Annotated in this window: 20 protein-coding genes and 2 tRNA genes; 4 read left to right on the top strand and 18 right to left on the bottom strand. The window is 66.0% G+C overall.

Translation table 11 applies throughout. The annotated features are described in order from the left end of the window. Positions 1-1188, bottom strand: a complete 1188-nt coding sequence (locus CX676_RS08230) for a BaiN/RdsA family NAD(P)/FAD-dependent oxidoreductase (protein ID WP_101752182.1) — start codon at positions 1186-1188, stop codon at positions 1-3. A gap of 93 nt (positions 1189-1281) precedes the next feature. Here CX676_RS08230 and CX676_RS08235 point away from each other — a divergent pair. Further along, positions 1282-1356 (top strand) — tRNA-Gln (locus CX676_RS08235). Between the two features lie 390 nt (positions 1357-1746). Here the strand turns inward: CX676_RS08235 and CX676_RS08240 are convergent. The 6 genes from CX676_RS08240 to istA all read right to left on the bottom strand — a co-directional run bounded on the left by CX676_RS08240 (position 1747) and on the right by istA (position 7917). Continuing rightward, on the bottom strand, positions 1747-3420 hold the full coding sequence (locus tag CX676_RS08240) for a recombinase family protein (protein ID WP_101752183.1): 1674 nt from the start codon (positions 3418-3420) through the stop codon (positions 1747-1749). Then, entirely contained in the window at positions 3417-3911 is a 495-nt protein-coding gene (locus tag CX676_RS08245) for a DUF2924 domain-containing protein (RefSeq protein ID WP_232816621.1), read from the bottom strand. The genes CX676_RS08240 and CX676_RS08245 overlap by 4 nt, the downstream gene beginning before the upstream one ends. 302 nt (positions 3912-4213) lie before the next feature. Continuing rightward, complete coding sequence (locus CX676_RS08250; RefSeq protein ID WP_101752184.1) at positions 4214-5092, bottom strand: ImmA/IrrE family metallo-endopeptidase; 879 nt, start codon at positions 5090-5092, stop codon at positions 4214-4216. Positions 5093-5094: 2 nt separating this feature from the next. Then, positions 5095-5436: a helix-turn-helix domain-containing protein gene (locus CX676_RS08255; protein ID WP_101752185.1), complete on the bottom strand. Its 342-nt coding sequence runs from the start codon at positions 5434-5436 to the stop codon at positions 5095-5097. Positions 5437-5603: 167 nt separating this feature from the next. Further along, on the bottom strand, positions 5604-6398 hold the full coding sequence (istB, locus tag CX676_RS08260; protein WP_101751536.1) for an IS21-like element helper ATPase IstB: 795 nt from the start codon (positions 6396-6398) through the stop codon (positions 5604-5606). Beyond that, a complete protein-coding gene (gene istA / locus CX676_RS08265) occupies positions 6388-7917 on the bottom strand; it encodes an IS21 family transposase (RefSeq protein ID WP_101752186.1) in 1530 nt (509 codons plus the stop codon). The genes istB and istA overlap by 11 nt, the downstream gene beginning before the upstream one ends. A gap of 50 nt (positions 7918-7967) precedes the next feature. Here istA and CX676_RS08270 point away from each other — a divergent pair, with 50 nt between their 5' ends. Together CX676_RS08270 and CX676_RS08275 are read left to right on the top strand one after the other, a co-directional pair. Then, positions 7968-8705, top strand: coding sequence for a DUF6339 family protein (locus tag CX676_RS08270; protein WP_157935881.1), 738 nt, complete (start codon positions 7968-7970; stop codon positions 8703-8705). 85 nt (positions 8706-8790) lie between these two features. Beyond that, positions 8791-9498 carry an IS6 family transposase gene (locus tag CX676_RS08275; protein WP_101752188.1) on the top strand — a complete coding sequence of 236 codons (708 nt, stop codon included), beginning with the start codon at positions 8791-8793 and terminating at the stop codon, positions 9496-9498. Between the two features lie 241 nt (positions 9499-9739). Here the strand turns inward: CX676_RS08275 and CX676_RS08285 are convergent, their stop codons facing one another. Then, on the bottom strand, positions 9740-10090 hold the full coding sequence (locus tag CX676_RS08285) for a cyclophilin-like fold protein (protein ID WP_101754222.1): 351 nt from the start codon (positions 10088-10090) through the stop codon (positions 9740-9742). Between the two features lie 92 nt (positions 10091-10182). Next, entirely contained in the window at positions 10183-11373 is a 1191-nt protein-coding gene (locus CX676_RS08290; RefSeq protein WP_101752190.1) for an MFS transporter, read from the bottom strand. A 127-nt stretch (positions 11374-11500) separates the two neighbouring features. Between CX676_RS08290 and CX676_RS08295 the strand changes: the two genes are divergently transcribed. Then, complete coding sequence (locus tag CX676_RS08295; protein WP_101752191.1) at positions 11501-12397, top strand: LysR family transcriptional regulator; 897 nt, start codon at positions 11501-11503, stop codon at positions 12395-12397. Positions 12398-12482: 85 nt separating this feature from the next. Here the strand turns inward: CX676_RS08295 and CX676_RS08300 are convergent. The 9 genes from CX676_RS08300 to CX676_RS08340 all read right to left on the bottom strand — a co-directional run bounded on the left by CX676_RS08300 (position 12483) and on the right by CX676_RS08340 (position 19407). After that, a tRNA-Phe gene (locus CX676_RS08300) sits at positions 12483-12558 on the bottom strand. A 79-nt stretch (positions 12559-12637) separates the two neighbouring features. Further along, entirely contained in the window at positions 12638-12811 is a 174-nt protein-coding gene (locus CX676_RS08305; RefSeq protein ID WP_101752192.1) for a DNA gyrase inhibitor YacG, read from the bottom strand. Continuing rightward, positions 12811-13884 carry a ribonuclease E/G gene (locus CX676_RS08310; RefSeq protein ID WP_101752193.1) on the bottom strand — a complete coding sequence of 358 codons (1074 nt, stop codon included), beginning with the start codon at positions 13882-13884 and terminating at the stop codon, positions 12811-12813. The genes CX676_RS08305 and CX676_RS08310 overlap by 1 nt, the downstream gene beginning before the upstream one ends. Next, entirely contained in the window at positions 13881-14453 is a 573-nt protein-coding gene (locus tag CX676_RS08315) for a Maf family protein (protein ID WP_232816622.1), read from the bottom strand. Before CX676_RS08315 ends, CX676_RS08310 begins: the two co-directional genes overlap by 4 nt. Before the next feature lie 52 nt (positions 14454-14505). Then, positions 14506-14724, bottom strand: a complete 219-nt coding sequence (infA, locus tag CX676_RS08320; protein ID WP_036636451.1) for a translation initiation factor IF-1 — start codon at positions 14722-14724, stop codon at positions 14506-14508. An 88-nt stretch (positions 14725-14812) separates the two neighbouring features. Further along, a complete protein-coding gene (locus CX676_RS08325; RefSeq protein ID WP_101752195.1) occupies positions 14813-16009 on the bottom strand; it encodes a FliM/FliN family flagellar motor switch protein in 1197 nt (398 codons plus the stop codon). A gap of 61 nt (positions 16010-16070) precedes the next feature. Then, the gene (locus tag CX676_RS08330; protein ID WP_101752196.1) at positions 16071-18740 is read right to left on the bottom strand and encodes an ATP-binding protein; all 2670 of its coding nucleotides are present in this window, start codon (positions 18738-18740) and stop codon (positions 16071-16073) included. Then, on the bottom strand, positions 18730-19023 hold the full coding sequence (locus CX676_RS08335; RefSeq protein ID WP_101752197.1) for a hypothetical protein: 294 nt from the start codon (positions 19021-19023) through the stop codon (positions 18730-18732). Before CX676_RS08335 ends, CX676_RS08330 begins: the two co-directional genes overlap by 11 nt. A 12-nt stretch (positions 19024-19035) precedes the next feature. Further along, positions 19036-19407, bottom strand: a complete 372-nt coding sequence (locus tag CX676_RS08340; protein ID WP_101752198.1) for a response regulator transcription factor — start codon at positions 19405-19407, stop codon at positions 19036-19038. Between the last annotated feature and the right edge of the window lie 69 nt (positions 19408-19476).

Consider the following 19476-nt stretch of genomic DNA (forward strand, 5'->3'; position numbering starts at 1 on the left):
TCAGGCCAGCTGCCCCAGCGCCTTACCGGCGGCCCGCGCCGAGGCCCAGGCCCATTGGAAATTGTAGCCGCCCAGCCAGCCGGTCACATCGACGCATTCGCCGATGAAGAACAGCCCCGGCACGTCACGCGCCTGCAGGGTTTTCGCGTCCAGATCGCGCGTATCGACGCCCCCCAGCGTCACCTCGGCAGTGCGATAGCCCTCGGACCCGACCGGCCGCAGCACCCAGCGATTGACCCGCGCCCCCAGCCGGTCCAGCACGGCATTCGGCTGGTCCGCCAGCCGCGCCTCGGGCAGCCCCGCCTCGGACGCGATAGCCTGCGCCAGTCGCTCGGGCAGCAGACGCGACAGCGCCGTCGCCACCGCCACCCGTCCGGCCTGCCCGCGCGTCTCCTTCAACTGCCGCGCAACGTCCACGCCCGGCGCGAGATCGACGGTGATCGCCTCGCCCGGCTGCCAGAAGCTGGAGATCTGCAGGATCACCGGCCCCGACAGCCCGCGATGGGTGAACAGCAGCGCATCGCGGAAGCGCCCGCCGCCATGGGCGATCTCGGCCTCGACCGAGACCCCGGCCAGCGGACGGCAGAGATCCAGGTCCTGTTCGGCAAAGGTCAGCGGCACGAGACCGGGCCGGGTGTCGACCAGCCTGAGCCCGAAATCCTTGGCAATGTCATAGCCGATGCCGGTCGCACCCATCTTGGGAATCGATTTTCCGCCGGTCGCCACCACCACCTGACGCGCCAGGATCGGCCCCGCCGAGGTGGCGACCAGAAACCCCTCGCCCCGCCGCTCGACCCCGGTCACGGCGGTGCCGAGCCGCAGATCGGCACCGCGCATCCGGCTGAGCAGCAGGTCGATGATCTGCGTGGCCTTGCCGTCGCAAAAGAGCTGCCCCAGCGTCTTTTCATGCCAGGCGATGCCGGCCTGATCGACCATGGCGACAAACTCCTGCGCGCTGAACCCGGCCAGCGCCGAGGCGCAGAAGCGCGCGTTCCGGGACAGGAACCGATCCCGCGCCGTGGCGAGATTGGTGAAGTTGCAGCGCCCCCCGCCCGAGATGCGAATCTTCTCGCCCGGCCGCGCCGCACGCTCGATCACCACGGTCCGCAAGCCGCGCCCGACCGCCTCGCCCGCACAGAACAGCCCCGCCGCCCCAGCCCCCAGAATGACCACATCCGCCTGATCCATGCGCCGGCCATAACCGCAGCACAATTGTTCGGCAAGGCGGCGAATTTTCGACTTGCGGCCCCCCGCGCGCTTGGTTAGACAGCCCCCCACAGTTGGGGCGTGGCCAAGTGGTAAGGCATCGGTTTTTGGTACCGTGTACCGTAGGTTCGAATCCTACCGCCCCAGCCAACCGTTTTCCTGAACTTGATCTCCACACGTCCCTGCGCGGATAGGTCCGCGTTTTCCGGGCCTTGTGCCTGGTCATTTCTATCTGAGACTGGTGATTTCCCTGCAGTTTGACGCATTGCCCCGCCTCGTCTCGGAGACGCGTTCTGGTCGTGCGGTTTTGCGTGGCGCTTGGCGAGAACAGGGAATTAACAGGGAAATAGCTTCGCAGACTCCGCCCGGCTCGCCTCACGACCTCAGATTGTAGCAGCGTTTTCAATGCCCTGACGTGCAAGTTCCCTGCGCGCACGAACAGGGAATTAAATCGGGTCGAACAGGGAATAAATTCAACCCGAACAGGGAAGCCTGCAGGGAATAACAGGGAAAGCCCCGACGACGGGGGACTCGACCAGATCAGCCCGGTCGGATCCCGGTGCGGGCATATTGCGCCTGCCAGTCTGAGGGCATCTCGGGTCGGGTCAGACGGTGCAGGGTCAGCGCTTCGGGCTGCGTCCCGTTGAGGATGGCCTCCTGGATGACCGGGGCGAGGAAAGCCAGTTGCAGATGGACCCGCAGGCAGCCCTCGGAGAGATGATCGGCGCGGGCGAGACTGGCGATATCGTGACCCGCCCGCAGCTTTGCCAGCCAGCGATGGGCACGACCGAGAGCGGCGACCAGCTTCGCATCCGGCTGACGTGCGGGACTGCCGATCACCAGGCGCGCCTCGACGCCGCGTCGTCGCAGCCGCGTCGGTGCCTCGATCCGCAGCGCATCCTCCGCCAGCAGGTCCGGCGTAACCCCCGCGGCCGCGGCGAGCGGCGACCGGGACAGCCGCAGGATGCTCTGCTCCGGCTGAATCGTGCCCTGTTCGAGCAGGTCCAGCAAGCGCCAACGTCCCTCGGAGGTTCGCAGAATTGCCTCATCGGTCAGGCCGGCGAGTCGATCGACAAGAGCGGCCTGCAGCGACAGGTCGGGATCGGCCAGCAGTCGATGTGCATCGAGCAGGCGTCGCAAATGGATCGAGATCGAGGCCGCGATCTGCTCTTCCAGCATCCCGGCCGGCAGCCGCCAGCCGGACGGATCGGCCGGGCCCGAGATCATCCGGTTGGATAGGTAATACCGATAGCGCCGCTGGCCCCGGCTCGTGTGGCTCGGTGTCAGGCGGTCACCGGTCTCGTCGAAGAGCTTGCCGGTCAACGGGGCGGTGTCGATGGCCCCGTCCGGTCCGTTCGCCCGCGACCGGGCCGCCCCGGCCCGCAGCCGGTCCTGCACCCGCTGCCACTGGTCATCCCCGATGAGCTCCGGATGCTGGCCCGGATGCTCAGTGCCGCGGTGGCGCGACCGCCCGCGATAGACCGGGTTGGTCAGCAGGTAATACAACTGGCCCCGGGCGAGGGGCCGATTGCCGATCTCACGGCCATCCCGCCCCTTGCGCGACTTCGAGCGCAGGCCCAACTGCGCCGTCGCCTCGGTCAGCCGGCGCATACAACCGGTCTCCTCGTAGAGATCGAAGATCCGGCGCACCGTGCCGGCCTCGCTTGCATTGATCACCAACACCTGCTCTCGCGGATCGGGGTGACGGTCATATCCCAAGGGCAAGGTGCCACCCATCCACAGACCGCGTTTGCGCGATGCCGCGATCTTGTCGCGAATGCGCTCGCCAGCCACCTCGCGCTCGAACTGCGCGAAGGAGAGCAGCACGTTCAGCGTCAACCGGCCCATCGAGCTTGAGGTATTGAAGGCCTGCGTCACCGAGACGAATGAGCATCCCTTCGCCTCCAGCCGCTCGACCAGTCGCGCAAAATCCGCCAGCGAGCGGGTCAACCGGTCGATCTTGTAGACCACAATCATGCCGATTCGGCCGGCATCGACCTCCGTCAGCAATCGTTGAAGCGCCGGTCGTTCTGTATTGCCGCCCGAGAAGCCGCCATCGTCATAGTGCTCCTTCACCAGCCGCCAGCCCTCATGCTTCTGGCTCGCCACATAGGCGGCACAGGCCTCATATTGGGCATCCAGCGTGTTGAACCCCTGTTCCAACCCGTCCTCGCTGGATTTGCGGGTGTAGATGGCGCAACGGATCGTTGTCATGGCCGGGCATCCCCGCTGGCAGGTGCAGCGTGTCGCTGGCTGCCGCGCGTCCCGGCCAGCCCGAAGAACCGTGGCCCCGACCAATGCGCCCCGGTGATCTCGCGCGCAATGGCCGAGAGCGATCGCCAGGTCCGACCCTGCCAGAGATAGCCGCCATCGGTGATCTCGACGACATGGGTCGTGCCGTTCCAGGCGCGCAGCAAACGGCCTCCGGGAGCAGGCACCGCTGCGGGAGGCCTGCCGCCCCCAGCCCCGGCGCGCGCCAGTCGGGCTTCCATGCCGGCAGGCCAGCCGCCGGCGGCTCGCAATTGCCCGTCGAAGCCCAGGATCCGGCGCAGGAGCGGCTGGCTGATCGACCGGGGCGGCGGCGCCGCATGCCATTCCTGCCACAGCCCGGCGAGACCGGCCCGATCAAGGTGCGCTATCTCATCCTTCGCTGTCATCTGCGCCGTCTGCGGCAGCACCGCCGTCTCGCCTCGATCTGGGCTCATCTTCTGTCTCCGGTTGCCACCGGCACCCGCGCCGGTCTGCTACCGAGACGGGCCCGAATCTCACCCGGGCCTCCATCCAGTCACGCTCACACCCGCCACGAAGTCCAGTCTCGACCATGGCCAAGGCGACGAATTGTCCCCTGCATGCAAAGGCGATGAATATTGAACGCATCGGTTCAGTTCGTGATCCACCCGCATTCCGAGGCCACAGGCACGATCCGGCGACACCCCATCGGGCGATCGGACCATCGGATACGATCGGGGAGCGACGCAATCCCCTCACCTCGCCCCACAAGGCCGGTCTACCGAAACCGCGGCGACCAGGGCTGGTCCGAACCGGGCGGCTCTGATCCGAACAGGTCTTCCGCCGGCAGGTCTTCGCTGCTCAGTACCGTCAGCGTCCGGCCCGAGCGACCGAGCCCGATGATCTCCTCGTCGAGATCGATGTCCCGATCGATGTCGAACCAGTCGCCGATCCGGCAGTGACCGGTGGCGGTGGCCGCCTTGCGCACCTTTGCCGCATCCAGGTTGAACGACGCCGTCGCCCCGGCCGGGAGCGGATCGCCCTTGCGCGGAAAGATCAGCCGCCCAAGCCGACGGAATCCTGGCGACAGGAAGGCATAATCAACCGCCTGCCCCCGGCTCACGATGATCGCCATCGGATGGGCGGCATGGCGCGCGCAGGCAATCGCCGCCGCCGTCATCGACACGATGGCCTCGGCCTTCAGCCGCCGCACCGCCTCCAATCCGATCGGAGCACGGGCCAGGACCGCCTGGACCGCCGGCGGCGGCATCAGCAATGCGGCAGCAAAATGATCGGCCTCCACCTCGACCGCTGATCGCGTGCCACGGAACCCGGCCCGCGATTCATGCCGTCCGCCGCCAGACAGGATCATCTCGGGATGACCCTCGATGAAGTAATGCCCAAGCTCATGGGCGACCGAGAACCGCTCGAAGCCGGGATGGCGCGGGCTGGCCCGATAGAGGATCGCCGCCTGGAGACCGGACATCAGGAACACGCCGCTGACCCCGCCTTCCCCTGCAGGAAGGGCGGAGATCTCGATCTGCTCGGCGGCGGCGATGGCAAAGGGATCGATCGGCAATTGCGTCATCCCATAAGCGCGGGCCACGCGCTCACCGGTCTTCTGGGCCAGGTCCTCCCGCGCCGCAGCGGGTCGCATGGTCACGACCCGGACACTCCCTGCGCGGCCAGCGCATCGATCATGACCTGGATACGCGCGCGATCGGCACCGCTCAGGTGCTCCTCGTTGCGAAACGCCGTGGTCGCGCCGGTGAGGCTAGCGCTCGTCCCCAGCAGATAGTCCGCAGACACATCGAGCGCCCGCGCCAGCGCGCGGATATTGGCGAAGGACGGGTTGCGCCGCCCTTTCTCGAAATGCCCGATGGCGGCCGGCTGCAGCCCGGCCTTGCGGGCCAGTTCGCTCTGGTTCAACCGGCGTGCTTCGCGAGCGGAGACCAAGCGGTCTCCGAAGGAGACGGCGGTTCCCGTGACGGTGATTGACATGTACGATTCCGTAGGCTACATAATGCGCACAACGTAGCATTCAGGTCCGGGCGCCCGCGCCCGTTTCTTCTGGACCGGCATCCTACGTGAACGTTGTTGATTTCCACCCAGAACTGACCCGGGTTTTCCATCGAGAATTGACCCACCTTGAGATTATGTTGGTCGGGTCATGACCGGGTCAAGACATCAGAGGTCTCCTTCTTTTTTCTGGTCGCAGCAGCCGAGCTTGCCTTGAAGCGGAAGCTGTCATTGCCGGTTTCCAGGATGTGACAGCGGTGGGTCAGGCGATCGAGTAGCGCGGTGGTCATCTTGGCATCGCCAAAGACCGTCGCCCATTCGCTGAAGCTGAGATTGGTGGTGATGATGACGCTTGTGCGTTCGTAAAGCTTGCTCAGCAGGTGAAAGAGCAATGCGCCGCCTGATGCGCTGAACGGCAGGTATCCCAACTCGTCCAGGATCACGAGATCCAGCCGCATCAGGGTTTCAGCCAGTTGGCCGGTCCTGCCTCTCGCTTTCTCCTGCTCGAGCGTGTTGACCAGTTCTATGGTCGAGAAGAACCGGACCTTACGGCGATGATGCTCGATGGCCTGAATGCCAATGGCGGTTGCGACATGGGTCTTCCCGGTGCCTGGGCCGCCGATCAGGACAATGTTCTCGGCGCCGCCCATGAACTCGCAGCGATGCAGCTGGCGCACAGTCGCCTCATTGACTTCGCTGGCCGAGAAGTCGAAGCCTGACAGGTCCTTATAGGCGGGAAAGCGGGCGATCTTCATGTGATAGGCGACTGAGCGAACTTCTCGCTCGGCCATTTCGGCCTTCAGCAGTTGGGTGAGGATCGGCACGGCGCTTTCGAAGGCTGGTGCGCCTTGCTCGATCAGATCGGTGACGGCTTGCGACATGCCATGCATCTTGAGGCTGCGGAGCATGATCACGATGGCGCCGCTGGCAGGATCATGACGCATGGCGGCCTCCGGTCATGTGCGCGCGCAAGCCATCATAGCGTTCGACATTGGCCTTGGGCTCTCGGCGCAGATGCAGAGCCTGGGGCGTGTCGATGGGTGGTCCGTCGGTCTTTCCGTCGATCAGGCGGTGCAAAATGTTCAGCACATGGGTCTTGGTCGCGACGCCCTCGGACAGGGCAAGTTCGACCGCGGTCAGCACCGCTTGCTCGTCGTGATGCAGGACCAAGGCCAGGATATCGACCATCTCGCGATCACCGCCAATCCGCCGTAGCATCTGCTCCTGCAGCCGTTTGAAGGCAGCGGGCAACTCGGCAAACGGGGCTCCGTTGCGCAGGGCACCGGGTTTGCGCTGGATGACGGCGAGGTAATGCCGCCAGTCGTAGATGGTGCGCGGCGGCAGGTGGTGCGAGCGCTCGATCACCCGCTCATGCTCGCACAAAATCTGCCCTTCGGCGGCAATGACCAGGCGCTCGGGATAGATCCTGAGGCTCACAGGGCGATTGGCAAAAGACGCCGGCACGCTGTAGCGATTGCGCTCGAAGCTGATCAGGCAGGTCGGTGAGACGCGCTTGCTTTGCTCGACAAAGCCATCGAAGGCAGGCGGCAGGGCCATCAGCGCGGCCTGCTCCTCGGTCCAGGCATCGGCGATGCTGCCGGCACGGGTTCCATGTGGGATCTCCCGCCACAGTTCCATGCAGCGCTGCTCCAGCCAGGCGTTCAGGGCTGCCAGGTCCGGGAAGTTGGGCATTGGCTGCCACAGCCGCGGGCGCGCATCCTGGACGTTCTTCTCGACCTGTCCCTTCTCCCAGCCCGACGCCGGATTGCAGAATTCCGGCTCGAAGACATAGTGATTGGCCATGGCGAGGAAGCGCATATTGACCTGACGCTCCTTGCCGCGGCCAACGCGATCCACAGCGGTCCTCATGTTGTCGTAGATTCCCCGCCCAGGAACGCCGCCGAAGACGCGAAAGCCATGCCAATGGGCGTCGAACAGCATCTCGTGGGTTTGCAGCAGATAGGCGCGAACCAGGAAAGCCCGGCTGTGTGACAGCTTGATATGGGCGACTTGCAGCTTGGTGCGTTCTCCGCCCAACACCGCGTAATCCTCGCTCCAGTCGAACTGGAAGGCCTCCCCCGGGCGGAAGGCCAGCGGCACGAAGGTACCGCGTCCCGTGGTCTGCTGCTCGCGTTGCCGGTCGGCGCGCCAGTCACGAGCAAAGGCGGCGACGCGATTGTAGGAACCGGTATAGCCGAGCGCGACCAGATCGGCGTAGAGTTGCTTCAATGTCCGGCGCTGCTTGCGCGACTTCGTCGTCTCAGTCTTCAGCCAAGCCGCGAGCTTCTCGGCGAACGGATCGATCTTGCTCGGGCGCTCAGGCACCGAGAACTTCGGCTCGATCGTGCCCGCGTTCAGATACTTCTTGATGGTGTTCCGAGATAGCCCGGTCCGGCGGGCTATCTCGCGGATCGGCAGCTTCTCACGCAGCGCCATCCGCCGGATGATATTCAAAAGTCCCATGTGGATCACTCCGTTGCTCCCCGCCGCTGATCGCGTTGGGGAAGGGTCACATGGGTCAAATCTCAATGGAAATTACGCGCCAACCCGGGTCAGTTCTGGGTGGAAATCAACAGACCGCGATTGCGACGCGTCATGGGTATCCTGAGCGAGCCTCCGAAAAAAAGAAGTCCAGTTTTGATTTCGATGCGGCCAGATGGCTTGCAGGACATCAACACCTTGCATCCCCGGAATTGCTGCGCGACGACGTTTGGGCTTTTCAGACGTGCGTGATGCTCCAGGAACTGGTCGTCTGGCGCTACTCGGCGCGGCAGAGAGCACGATTTGCTGGCGGCGTCAGAAACACCCTGCAGAGGCTCTGGATGCGTGGGCGGACACTTGATCTGGGCGAAGAGGCGGGTTCGAGGCGATGGCGATTGCTCGAGGGCCTTAGCGAGGATGCAATGGTCCAGATATTCGAGCGCGCTTCCATTGCGTCCGATCCCAACTTTGCCCGCGCCATTGCTGAAGGCTGGCTGACTACGGCTGATCGAATTGGTCGGGCTCGGATGGAAGATGTCATGAGGCGAGCCACCAAGCTGCTCAGGTTGCGCAACCAAATCATCGATCTTTCCTTCCTTGCACCAGAGGAGTTGGCCGCCGAGGTCTCGCTTGCGTTCTCGAGATCTTCGGCCGGAATTCCTCAAGTTGACCCGACGGATAACGTACGAGACGACAAGCGACCATTCATGTCTCGGATCGGTCGCGCATTTCGCGGCACCGGTGTTGGCAGAGGAAGTTTGTCCAACTGACATTCATGCTTCGGCTTGGCTCGGAAGGGCTCTGTCAAGGGAACCGGGCTTGCGGGGCGACGGGCACCGCCCTAGCCTTCCGGCCATGACCCAGCGCTCGCCATTCCGCTATTTCAAGACATCGCCCGAAGTCATCCGCCTGGCGGTCATGCTCTATGTCCGGTTCCCGTTGTCATTGCGCGATGTCGAGGATCTCCTCCACGAGCGCGGCATCGACATCTGCCATGAAACCGTTCGGCAATGGTGGATGCGATTCGGACAGATCTTCGCCGCAGAGATCCGCAGGAAGCGCGTCTCCCGCCTGCGCGCCGGACCGCAATGGCGCTGGCACCTCGACGAGGTCTTCGTGAAGATCAATGGCGAGCGGCATTATCTCTGGCGCGCCGTCGATCACGAGGGCGAGGTGCTCGAGGGGTTTGTCAGCAAGTCCCGCGATCGCAAGGCCGCATTGAAATTCCTCCGGAAAATGATGAAGCGATACGGATCTCCCAGCGAGATCGTCACCGATCTGCTGCGCTCCTATGGCGCCGCGCTGCGCGAACTCGGCGCCTCGCACCTGCATGTCACGGGAAAACATCTCAACAACCGGGCCGAAAATTCCCATCTGCCCTTCCGGCGACGAGAGCGGGCGATGCTGCGCTTTCGCCGAATGCGCAGCCTGCAGAAATTCGTCGCCATCCACGCCTCCGTCTCCAACCACTTCAACCTTGATCGATCCCTCGCCCGCCGCCAGCACTTCAAACAGAACCGTACCGCCGCACTGGCCGAGTGGCGGCAACTGGCTGCAGCCTGAACACGGCGCACCAACAGAAACAGAGACCAGTTCGCATTAAACTGACAGCACATTCATGGCCCATATGCATGGGCTGAGCCTGCGGTTGCAGCCCGCGATAGGGCCAAAGATCCGAACCACAGATGCAGGTGGCAGACAGCTGGATAATGGCGTCGGTCGGTTTCAGGATCTTCGGGTCCTCGACACGCTCGAAGCGGATGTCGCCGGGGCCGTGCAGAACGGTGGCAAGCATGATGGTCTCCTATTCAGTCAATGCGATGCGCAGCGCATGGCTGCCACGGGTCAGCAGGGGCGCTGTGCCGCCCTCGATGCGGCCAAGCCGGATCAGGTCGCCGCGATAGTCGTAATCACCGTGGAAGAACGCCAGATTGCCCCAGCCGCGGAAATAGCAGAGATCGCCCGGGGCCTCGTCGGCGTAGTCGGCAAGCCCGCCCTCATCCAGCCGGCGCGGCAGATGCGCCAGCTTCTCGTTGCTGGAAAAGTCCTCGATGGTCAGCTCCAGCGGCAGGAGCGAGATCAGGTCGCGCGTGGTCGGGTTGTCGATCAGGCGATAGGTGAAATCCTGATCGGCGAAGCGGCAGCGAAGGCGCATGGGTTTGTTCCTTGTCTGGGCAGAAAGGCTGCGGGGGGCGATGAGACCGGCCAGAGCTGCGGTCAGGATCGCCCGGCGGTGGGGCCGCGCGGTCATCGGGCCGGCCTCAACAGGCGCTGACCATTGCCGATCAGCAGGATCGCCGCAGCCGCCAGCGCGCCGCTGCCAAGGAAGGTCGCGCTGATCGACAGCCCATCCAGCAGCAGACCGCCCACGACCGCGCCCAGCAGGATCGCGATCTGGATCGCCGCGACCATCAGGCTGCCCGCCGCCTCGGCTGCGTCCCCCGCATTCTGCGCCATCCAGCTCATCCAGATCACCGACATGGCGGTGTTCATCGCGCCCCAGACGACCAGCAGCGCGCCGGTGGCCAGAACCGAGCCGCCGACCAGCAGCAGGGCCAGCGTCACCCCGCCCATGACCAGCGCGGGCAGCATCAACAGCCGCGCGACATGGGCGCCCTTGATGCGACCCGCCGCCCAGGTGCCGATGAAGCCGGCCAGACCGAGGACCAGCAGAAGCACCGACAGAACCGTCACATCGACACCCGTCACCTGCTCCAGGAACGGGCGCAGATAGGTGAACATGGTGAAGGCCGAGCCCCAGCTGAGCATCGCCGCCAGAAGCCCGCGCCGGAAATAGGGGCGGCTAAGCAAGCCGGTCAGCGCGCCAAGGCTCTGGCGGCCGCGTGCGGGCAGCGAGGGCAGCGCGATCACATGCCAGACCAGATTGGCGGCAACCAGCGGGGTCAACAGCCAGAAGACCTCGCGCCATCCCAGCATCCCGCCCAGATAGCTGCCAAGCGGCGCGGCAAAGGCCGCCGCCATCGCCTGCCCGCCAAACATCAGCGACAGCGCGCGCGGCACGTCGCGTTCCGGCACCAGCCGCATGATCACCGCTGTCGCCAGCGCCCAGAAACCGCCGACACAGATGCCAAGCGCCGCGCGCGCCACCATCAGCACGGTGAAACTGGGCGCCAGCGCGACCAGCACCAGCGAGGCGAGCATCAGCGCGGTCAGCCCCACCATCACCCATTTGCGGTTCAACTGGCCGGCCAGGGTGGTGATCAGCAGGCTGGCCAGCACCGCGAAAAGCCCGCTGATCGAGATCGCCTGCCCGGTCTGGCCTTCGGTCGCGCCCAGCCCCTCGGCCATCGGAGTCAGCAGGCTGACCGGCATGAACTCGGCCGCGATCAGCAGTGCCACGCAAAGCGTCATCGACAGGACCGCGCCCCAGGCGGCGGCGGGGCGGGCCTCGAAATCTCCATAGGTTGCATATGTCATCGTTATCATCCTTGTCGTTCGACGAGGGAGATAGCGGATGTCAGGCGATCAGATTAGCCGGGCAAAACGGCATGGACTAATCGACGGCATCGATTAATCTGGCGCAAAGCCACAGCCGAGTCCCCCGATGCCCCGCACCGATTTCAATGACCTGATGTGGTTCCGCGTGGTGGCGGAGGAGCAGAACTTCACCCGCGCCGCCGCCAAGCTGGGCGTGGCGCAATCGACGCTGAGCCACACGATTAAGCGGCTGGAAACCCGCATGGGCATCCGCCTGCTGACCCGCACCACCCGCAATGTCGCCCCGACCGAGGCCGGCGCGCGCCTGCTGGCCACCATCGCCCCGAGGCTCGCCGAGATCGAGGACGAGATCGCCACCCTGATGGAATTTCGCGACAGGCCCTCGGGCGAGGTGCGGCTGACGCTGTCGGACCACGCGCTCAACACGGTGGTCTGGCCGAAGCTCGCGCCGGTGCTGGCGGCCTATCCCGACATCCAGGTCGAGTTCAGCCTCGACACCGGCTTTCGCAATATCGTCGAGGACGGGTTCGATGCCGGGGTGAGGCTTGGCGAAAGCGTCGAGAAGGACATGATCGCGGTCCGGATCGGCCCCGACTGGCGGATGTTGGCCGTCGCTTCGCCCGCCTATGCCACAGCCCACGGCCTGCCCCGGCACCCCGAGGAATTGCTGGCCCATAATTGCATGCGAATGCGTCAGGCGACGCGAGGCGGCATCTATGCCTGGGAGTTCGAGAAGGACGGGCAGGCACTGAATGTGCGGGTCAGTGGCCAGCTGACCTTCAACAATTCCTATCCCATGGTCGATGCGGCGCTGGCCGGGCTGGGCATTGCCTTTGTCCCGAACAGCATGGCCGATCACCTCGTCGCCTCAGGCGATCTGATCCTGATGCTGGACGACTGGTCGCCCTCTTTCGACGGCTACTTCCTCTACTACCCCAGCCGGCGCCAGAACCGGCCGGCCTTCCGCGTCATCATGGAGGCGCTGAGGCAGCGGACAGACTGACGGGCATGATTGCAAGCCCGCATCGCGTGACACGCCAGAAGGCTACGTGATCGCCGCGGATAATGCCGTTTGCTATCTGAAATAATGGTGCCCGGAGACGGATTTGAACCGCCGACACGCGGATTTTCAATCCGCTGCTCTACCAACTGAGCTATCCGGGCCCCGGGGGTCTCTCGACCTTGGGTGTGGGGTGTTTAGTGGTGGCTCGCGGCGCTGTCCAGACCCGAAATCGACAATTCTTCAGTTGCCGTCAGGATTCGGCTTTTCCTCGCCATCGGCGGTGTCGGCGGGCGGTCCGGGGATGACATAGTCGCCCCTGAGCCAGCGGGCCAGATCGACATCGGCGCAGCGGCGCGAACAGAAGGGGCGATAGTCCGGCGCACCGGGCTTGCCACAAATCGGACAGCCAGCCATCACGCCCCCTCGCCGCCTGCGGCGGCCAATGCGGCCAGTTGCGCGCGGTCGCGTTTGCGGCTGATCTCGAAGAGGCCCATCTTGGTCCAGCCGATCAGAACGGTTTCAGCCGACTCGAACTTGAAGGCGGATCGCAGCACCTGCTCCAGCGTCGCCCGGTCGCGCTTGGGCATTGGGGCGAAATCGACCACCACTTGCCCGCCAAGACCGCGCAGCCGCAACTGCCGCGGCAGGTCGCGGGCCAGCGCGATATTGGCCTTGAGCCCCGCCGCAGGCGAGGTGTCGCTGCCGGTATTCACATCGATCGCCAGCAGCGCGCGGGTCGGCTGCAGCAGGGCGGACCCGCCGCCGGTCAGCGCGATCTCGGGCGACAGCAGGGCGTCGACCATCTCGGTCACGCCAAGGGTGTCAAAGGCATCCTCGCCCTCGTCCACCTGGTCGGGCGCGGGCTCGGCCCAATCGACCCAGGCGGCCATGTGGGGGCCGGGCGCATCCAGAAGCAGTTCCGGCGCGCCCTCGGTTTCCAACAGGATGCTCGCAGCCAGTTCGACCAGCGGCGCCAGTTCGTCGCGGATCTCGGCATCATCGACCAGCCCGGCGGCAGAGCGCAGGATCAGCCCGCAATCCTCGCCCAGACCCGGCGCGTCGGCGACCAGCCCCTCGCCCAGTGCGGTCAGCGCTGCGCGGGTGTCCTCGTCCTTGATGCTGCGCGAGACGTTTACCCCCGGCTTGCCCGGCGTCAGGATGCCGAAGCGGCCACGGAACAGGAGGCGCGAGGTGACCGGGATGGCCTTGCCTTCCTCGGCCACGCCGCTGACCTGAACCAGCACGCGCTGGCCTTCGCTGAGGCCCGAGCGGTCGCGCAGATAGCCGCGCGCGCCATCGGGCAGGCGCAGGAAGACGCCGCCCTGCCCCTTGACCAGCCGGTCGACCACGGCGCGGCAGATCGCGCCGGGGACCAGCGGCGTCAGCAGCGATGCATCGGCGATCAGGTCGGTCAGTTGGCCATCCACCACCAGCGCGGCGGCCTCGGCCCCGAACAATTCGCCCAGTACGATCTGGCGACCCTTCATGCTTCACCTCCGGTGATGCCGATTGCGGCCAGCATCGTGGCCGTTTCGGCCAGAGGCAGGCCGACCACGGCGGAATAGCTGCCCTGGATCCAGGGAATGAAGGCCGAGGCCGGGCCCTGGATCGCATAGCCGCCGGCCTTGCCGCGCCAGTCGCCCGTGGCGAGGTAGCGCGCCAGCGACGGCGGATCGATCACCCGCATCTTCACCGTGGTCTCGACCAGACGAACGCGGCTGCGGGTTTCATCCCGCAGGGCCACGGCGGTCAGCACCCGGTGCCTGCGGCCCGACATCAGCCGCATGAACTCGGCAGCCTCCGATTCGTCCTCGGGCTTGCCAAGGATGCGGCGACCGACGGTCACAGTGGTGTCCGCGCACAGCACGGCTTCGCCCGGCGACAGCGGCACGGCTGCGGCCTTTTCCACCGCCATGCGGCGGACATAGTCGCGGGCGCCTTCATCCCGCCCTGGCGTCTCGTCGATATCGGCGGGCCGGATCTCGGCCGGCACGATGCCGATCTGGGCCAGCAGCTCCAGCCGGCGCGGACTGGCAGAGCCCAGAATCAAACGCAAAACGGGCCGCGCGGGGGCGAGGCCTGGCTGGCATGAATCCGGCATTGCTGCCCTATTTGAAGCGATAGTTGATGCGTCCCTTGGACAGGTCATAGGTGTTCATTTCCACCTGGACCTTATCCCCGGCCAGAACCCGGATGCGGTTCTTCCGCATCTTTCCTGCCATATGCGCGATGATCTCATGGCCGTTTTCCAGCTCGACCCTGAACGTCGCATTCGGCAGGAGTTCCTTCACGACGCCGGGAAATTCGAGCATTTCTTCCTTGGCCATGGTCACTCCGTCTTGATTTCCCCCCGACTCTGCGAGGCCGCTGTTACATGCGGCGGAAACATGTTTTTTTCAAGGGCAAAGCACAGGCTCAGCCGGATAATGCGCTTTTCCGTGCCGCATCCGCGAAATCCTCCGACGAAGCAGCGTCTCGCAAGGGTGCGCGGAAACTGTCGGGGCGATCAAGATCGGCAATGGGCGGCTCGACCGGCAGGCCGGCGACGCTCGAGACGCCGGCACCGCCGTCCCTGCCGGACCACGCGCCATCCTCACCGTTGCTGGCCCGGGCCGAAAGGCTCGCCGAGGCGAACGGAACCTCACCCGCGCCGCTCAGCCGGACGGCATGATAGCCACCAGCTTCGCCCAGTTTCCCGGTGGCAAGAACCTTTCCGAGACGGGTTTCCAATCGTGTTTCGGCCAGATCGACGCGGGGCAGCGACAGGATCTGCCCGGGCTTTAACTGGCGCAGCACACCAAGACGCAGGCGCCGGCGGCAAAGCACACCCACGACCTCGATGGGTGCCTCACGCACTCTGAGCGCAAGATCAGGGTCGAGCGGTCCCGGCTCGGCCGGCGCGATGGACGCTGCCTCGCCCCTGTCCCGCCCGATCCCGGTCTGGGCTTCCTTCGCCGGGGCTTGCGACGAAGCCGAGATCCTTTGCGGCACCGCAACGAAAATCTCGCCCTCGCGTCCCGGAGGCTGTCCGAGGCGCAGGCGATAGTGCAGGCTGCGATAGGGGCTGTCCTCGAGCATCAACAGCAAGGGCCGGGGATCGTCCAGAAAGCTGGCATAGCGAAAGCCGCCGAACCCATCGAACCCATCGATGCGGGTCATCTCGTCGCCCAGTCTGGCCAGCAGGGCATTGACGAAATCCGAGCAGATCATCGCGTCGCTGCGCGTGATCCGGCGCGCCTCGACCGGCCGGGAGGTGACTCGGCCAAGTGTCTGCACCTCGATCAGCGCGGTCATCAGGGTCGGGCAGAGGGCGACGACACCGATGGCCTCGCCGGCACCTTCGACCACCGAGAGCAGCGCCGGGCGAGGCAGCAGTTCGGCCATCTCGGCCAGCGTGATCGCGGCGGGCGTGACCTCCAGAGGCGCAACCGGCAGACCGTAAAGCCCCTCGACCGTGCGGGCGACGGCGTTGGTCGCGGCGCGGATGGCTGTGACCGGTTGCGGGCGGGGCAGCGCAGCTGCGGCGCCCTGATCAAGGCGCGACTGGTCACGAATCCTGAGCAGCCGGCCCAGAACGCCGTGCCCGCTCTCCTGCCCCTGATCCTCTGCCATCACCCTGCCGAATCGCGATCATCCATGTGCGGATCATCGGCGAGACAGGTTGAGATTCCGTTTATCGTCCTGCACCTGCCGCCGCGTCGCCGTCCCGCCGCATCGTCGGCGGCCGGCGTGGCAGCGTCACCCTGAAGGCCGCGCCCCCCTGTCCCGGCAGATAGGTGATGCTGCCCCCCAGCGCCGTCATGATCTCGCGGCAGATGGCCAGCCCCAGCCCTGCGCCGCCCGCCCGCATCGGGTCGTTCAACCGCGAGAACTTCTCGAAGATCAGCGCCTGCCGGTCCGGGTCGATGCCCGAGCCATTGTCGATGAAGTCGATCTCGGTGGTCCGGTCGGGGCGGCGGCGCGCGCGGATGCGCAATTCGGGCCGCGGCGCGTCGCAGTATTTGCGGGCATTACTGATGATGTTGATCAGCACCTGCAGCAGCCGGTCGGTATCTGTCAGCACCGGCAGATGCTCGCCCGGCAGGTCGCGGTCGATGGTGAAATCGCGCCCCGGACCGCTGGAGGAAGCCGCATCCAGCGCCCGGTCGATCAGGTCATGCAGGTTGGCCGCCGAGATGCCCAAGCGCACCTGCCCGCTTTCCAGCACCGACAGGTCCAGAAGGTCATTCAACAGCCGGGTCAGCCGCGCGGTTTCGTCATGGATGATCGAGGCAAAGCGGCTGCGATCGGCCTCGGGCAGATCGGGCAGCTTCAGCAGTTCCGAGAATGCGCGCAGCGAGGTCATCGGTGTGCGCAACTCGTGACTGACCTGCCCCAGAAAGCTGTCCTTCTGCACCGAGAGCTCGGTCAGCTTCTCATTGGCCTCGCGCAATTGCATGGCGGTGCGGGCCAGTTCGGCGCGCGCCGTCTCCAGCCGCCGCGCCTCTTCCTTGGCGCGGCTGGCCTCGCCCGCAACCTCCATCAGGTCCGACACGCTGAGGCCCGAGCCGCCACCCACCCGCCCGATCATCGCGTGCGCCGTTGCGGCACCGACCGAGCCGGCCAGCCGCCGCTCGAGCCGGGTCAGGAAGCGCGGGGTCAGATCGGGCAGGAAGCCGGATTTCCCCTGCGCCACCGCCTCGGCCTGAAAGAAGCGCAGCGCCGGATCGGCACCCCAGATGCGCCGCGAGAGGGCGAGGAGCGATTCCGCCCCCCGCGCCGAGCCGCTGCCCGAGCGACCGGGGGCATCGGGCTCGACCGCATGGACGAAGGACAGGCCCTGCAGCCGCTCGACCGGATCAGGAAAGCTGGTCAGCGACAGGATCAGGAAGGCGAGGATATTGGCCCCCATCGACAGCGCGATCGAACCGGCCAGCGAATCCACGCCCGCCGGATAACGTGGCAGCGCGCCGATGCCGACCGAGGGCAGGAAGATCAGCACGGTCCACAAGACCAGCCCGGTGCCGACCCCGGCATAGGCGCCGGTGCGCGTGGCCCCGCGCCACAGAAGCCCGCCCAGCATGGCCGGAAAGACCTGCGCCACGCCGGTAAAGGCCACAAGCCCCATCGCCGCCAGCGCCGCCGACCCGCCCGAGGCCTGATGATAGACCCAGCCGCCACCGACCACGGCCAAGATCGCCAGCCGCCGCGCGTTCAGCACGAACTCGCCCAGATCCTCGGCATCGCCGACATCGGGCCGCCGCCGCATCCACAGCCACAAGGGCACCAGCCAGTGGTTCGAGATCATCGTGGCCAGCGCGATCGCGCTCATCACCACCATCGAGGTCGCCGCCGAGAAGCCGCCCAGAAAGACCAGAAGCGCCAGCGCGTTCTGGCCCTGCGACAGTGGCAGGCTGAGGACGAACAGGTCGGGATTCGAACCGGCGGGCAACAGCTCGCGCCCGACAATGGCGATGGGCAAGACGAACAGCGACATGGCGAAGAGATAGGCCGGGAAGGCCCAGCCAGCGACCCGCAGCCGGTCCTCGTCGGCGGCTTCGACCACCATCACCTGGAACATCCGCGGCAGGGTCACCACGGCGATGCCCGAGACCACGATCAGCGCGGTCCAGCGGTCGGGCTGCAATTGCCAGCCGGCGGCCAGATCGGGATCGGTGGCGGTGGCATGGGCGATGCGGGCGACAATATCCATCGGCCCGTCCGCCAGCCCCCAGACGACGAAGATCCCCAAGGCCAGAAAGGCGATCAGCTTCACCAGCGCCTCGAGCGCGATGGCGGTGACGACGCCGTGGTGACGCTCGTCGGCGGCCAGGTTGCGGGTCCCGAAGAGGATGGTGAACAAGGCCAGCCCCGAGGCAACCCACAGCGCCGTGCCACCCTGGCTGGCGCTGTCAGGCTCGACCGTGAAGGCGCGGAACGAAAGGCTGACCGATTGCAACTGCAGCGCGATATAGGGCGTTGCGGCCATCACCCCGATCAGCGTCACCAGCGCCGCCAAGGGGTTGGACTTCCCGAAGCGGGCCGAGACGAGATCGGCGACCGAGGTGACGTGATGCATTCGCGAGACCCTGACGAGCCGCCTCAGCCCCCACCACGCCCCGCAGAAGATCACCGTCGGGCCAAGGTAGATGGTGGCGAATTCCAGACCCGAGCGGGTGGCGTATCCGACCGCGCCGAAAAAGGTCCAGGCCGAGCAATAGACCGAGAGCGACAGGGTATAGACCACCGGCGAATCGAGCCAGCGGACGCGGCCCCGCAGCGCCGCGCGATCGGCAGCGAAGGCCACGATGAACATCAGGACGACATAGCCAAGGCAGACCCCGACCAGGAGATCAACGGTCATCGTCGCCCTCGTCCTCGGCATCGCCGCCGGCATCCGCCGCCCACCGGGCCTTGCGGTCGCTGGCCCCCAGCAGCGCGTGCAGCAGCGCGGTCAAACCGATCATCCCGGCCCAGAGACAGAACAGCCAGATCGCCCCGCCGGTCAGGCTGACCAGCCCGGGCATCCACCAGACCGGCAGCAACAGCAGCATCAAGGCCAGCACCGGCAGGATCCGTGCTGCATCCCCCAGCCGCCGCCGGCGATAGGAGGCGCGTTCGAGAAACAGGGGCTGGCGCTGCTTCATCCCGGCGCCGCGCTAGGCCATCAGGCGCTGGACCAGCGCCCTCAGATCGTCATTGGCAAAGGGCTTCGACAGCGCCGCATCGGCCTCGGCCAGCCGGGCGGTATCCGCCGCCTGACCCTGCGCAGTCAGCAGCAGCACCCGGGTCGCGGCCAGCGCGCGATCGGTCTCGCGCCGCAACTCCATCAGGATCTCGCGGCCCGAGCGGTGCGGCAGCATCAGGTCAAGGATCACCAGCCGGGGCCGGATCGTGCGAATGGCCGGCATTGCCTTGGCACCATCGTCGATGACCTCGACCTGCCAGCCGGCGCGCGACAGGATGAACCGCACCGCCTCGGCGATATTGGGCTCGTCCTCGACCAGCAGGATGTCGGTCCTGTCGCTCAATCCGCTTTGCCCCTCTGTCCCGGCCCGACGCCAGATCCGGTGGCATTGTGCAGAAGGGAGGGCCAATGT

Source organism: Paracoccus zhejiangensis (assembly GCF_002847445.1).
Lineage (GTDB): Bacteria > Pseudomonadota > Alphaproteobacteria > Rhodobacterales > Rhodobacteraceae > Paracoccus > Paracoccus zhejiangensis.

Coding starts and splice junctions, on each gene's coding strand:
- CX676_RS08290 (WP_101752190.1), bottom strand. CDS start 11,373: ATGACATATGCAACCTATGGAGATTTCGAGGCCCGCCCCGCCGCCGCC.
- CX676_RS08255 (WP_101752185.1), bottom strand. CDS start 5,436: ATGTCAATCACCGTCACGGGAACCGCCGTCTCCTTCGGAGACCGCTTG.
- CX676_RS08245 (WP_232816621.1), bottom strand. CDS start 3,911: ATGAGCCCAGATCGAGGCGAGACGGCGGTGCTGCCGCAGACGGCGCAG.
- istA (WP_101752186.1), bottom strand. CDS start 7,917: ATGGGACTTTTGAATATCATCCGGCGGATGGCGCTGCGTGAGAAGCTG.
- CX676_RS08275 (WP_101752188.1), top strand. CDS start 8,791: ATGACCCAGCGCTCGCCATTCCGCTATTTCAAGACATCGCCCGAAGTC.
- CX676_RS08335 (WP_101752197.1), bottom strand. CDS start 19,023: ATGAAGCAGCGCCAGCCCCTGTTTCTCGAACGCGCCTCCTATCGCCGG.
- CX676_RS08325 (WP_101752195.1), bottom strand. CDS start 16,009: ATGGCAGAGGATCAGGGGCAGGAGAGCGGGCACGGCGTTCTGGGCCGG.
- CX676_RS08240 (WP_101752183.1), bottom strand. CDS start 3,420: ATGACAACGATCCGTTGCGCCATCTACACCCGCAAATCCAGCGAGGAC.
- CX676_RS08295 (WP_101752191.1), top strand. CDS start 11,501: ATGCCCCGCACCGATTTCAATGACCTGATGTGGTTCCGCGTGGTGGCG.
- istB (WP_101751536.1), bottom strand. CDS start 6,398: ATGCGTCATGATCCTGCCAGCGGCGCCATCGTGATCATGCTCCGCAGC.
- CX676_RS08250 (WP_101752184.1), bottom strand. CDS start 5,092: ATGCGACCCGCTGCGGCGCGGGAGGACCTGGCCCAGAAGACCGGTGAG.
- CX676_RS08270 (WP_157935881.1), top strand. CDS start 7,968: ATGGGTCAAATCTCAATGGAAATTACGCGCCAACCCGGGTCAGTTCTG.
- CX676_RS08230 (WP_101752182.1), bottom strand. CDS start 1,188: ATGGATCAGGCGGATGTGGTCATTCTGGGGGCTGGGGCGGCGGGGCTG.
- CX676_RS08330 (WP_101752196.1), bottom strand. CDS start 18,740: ATGACCGTTGATCTCCTGGTCGGGGTCTGCCTTGGCTATGTCGTCCTG.
- infA (WP_036636451.1), bottom strand. CDS start 14,724: ATGGCCAAGGAAGAAATGCTCGAATTTCCCGGCGTCGTGAAGGAACTC.
- CX676_RS08305 (WP_101752192.1), bottom strand. CDS start 12,811: ATGGCTGGCTGTCCGATTTGTGGCAAGCCCGGTGCGCCGGACTATCGC.
- CX676_RS08285 (WP_101754222.1), bottom strand. CDS start 10,090: ATGCGCCTTCGCTGCCGCTTCGCCGATCAGGATTTCACCTATCGCCTG.
- CX676_RS08310 (WP_101752193.1), bottom strand. CDS start 13,884: ATGAAGGGTCGCCAGATCGTACTGGGCGAATTGTTCGGGGCCGAGGCC.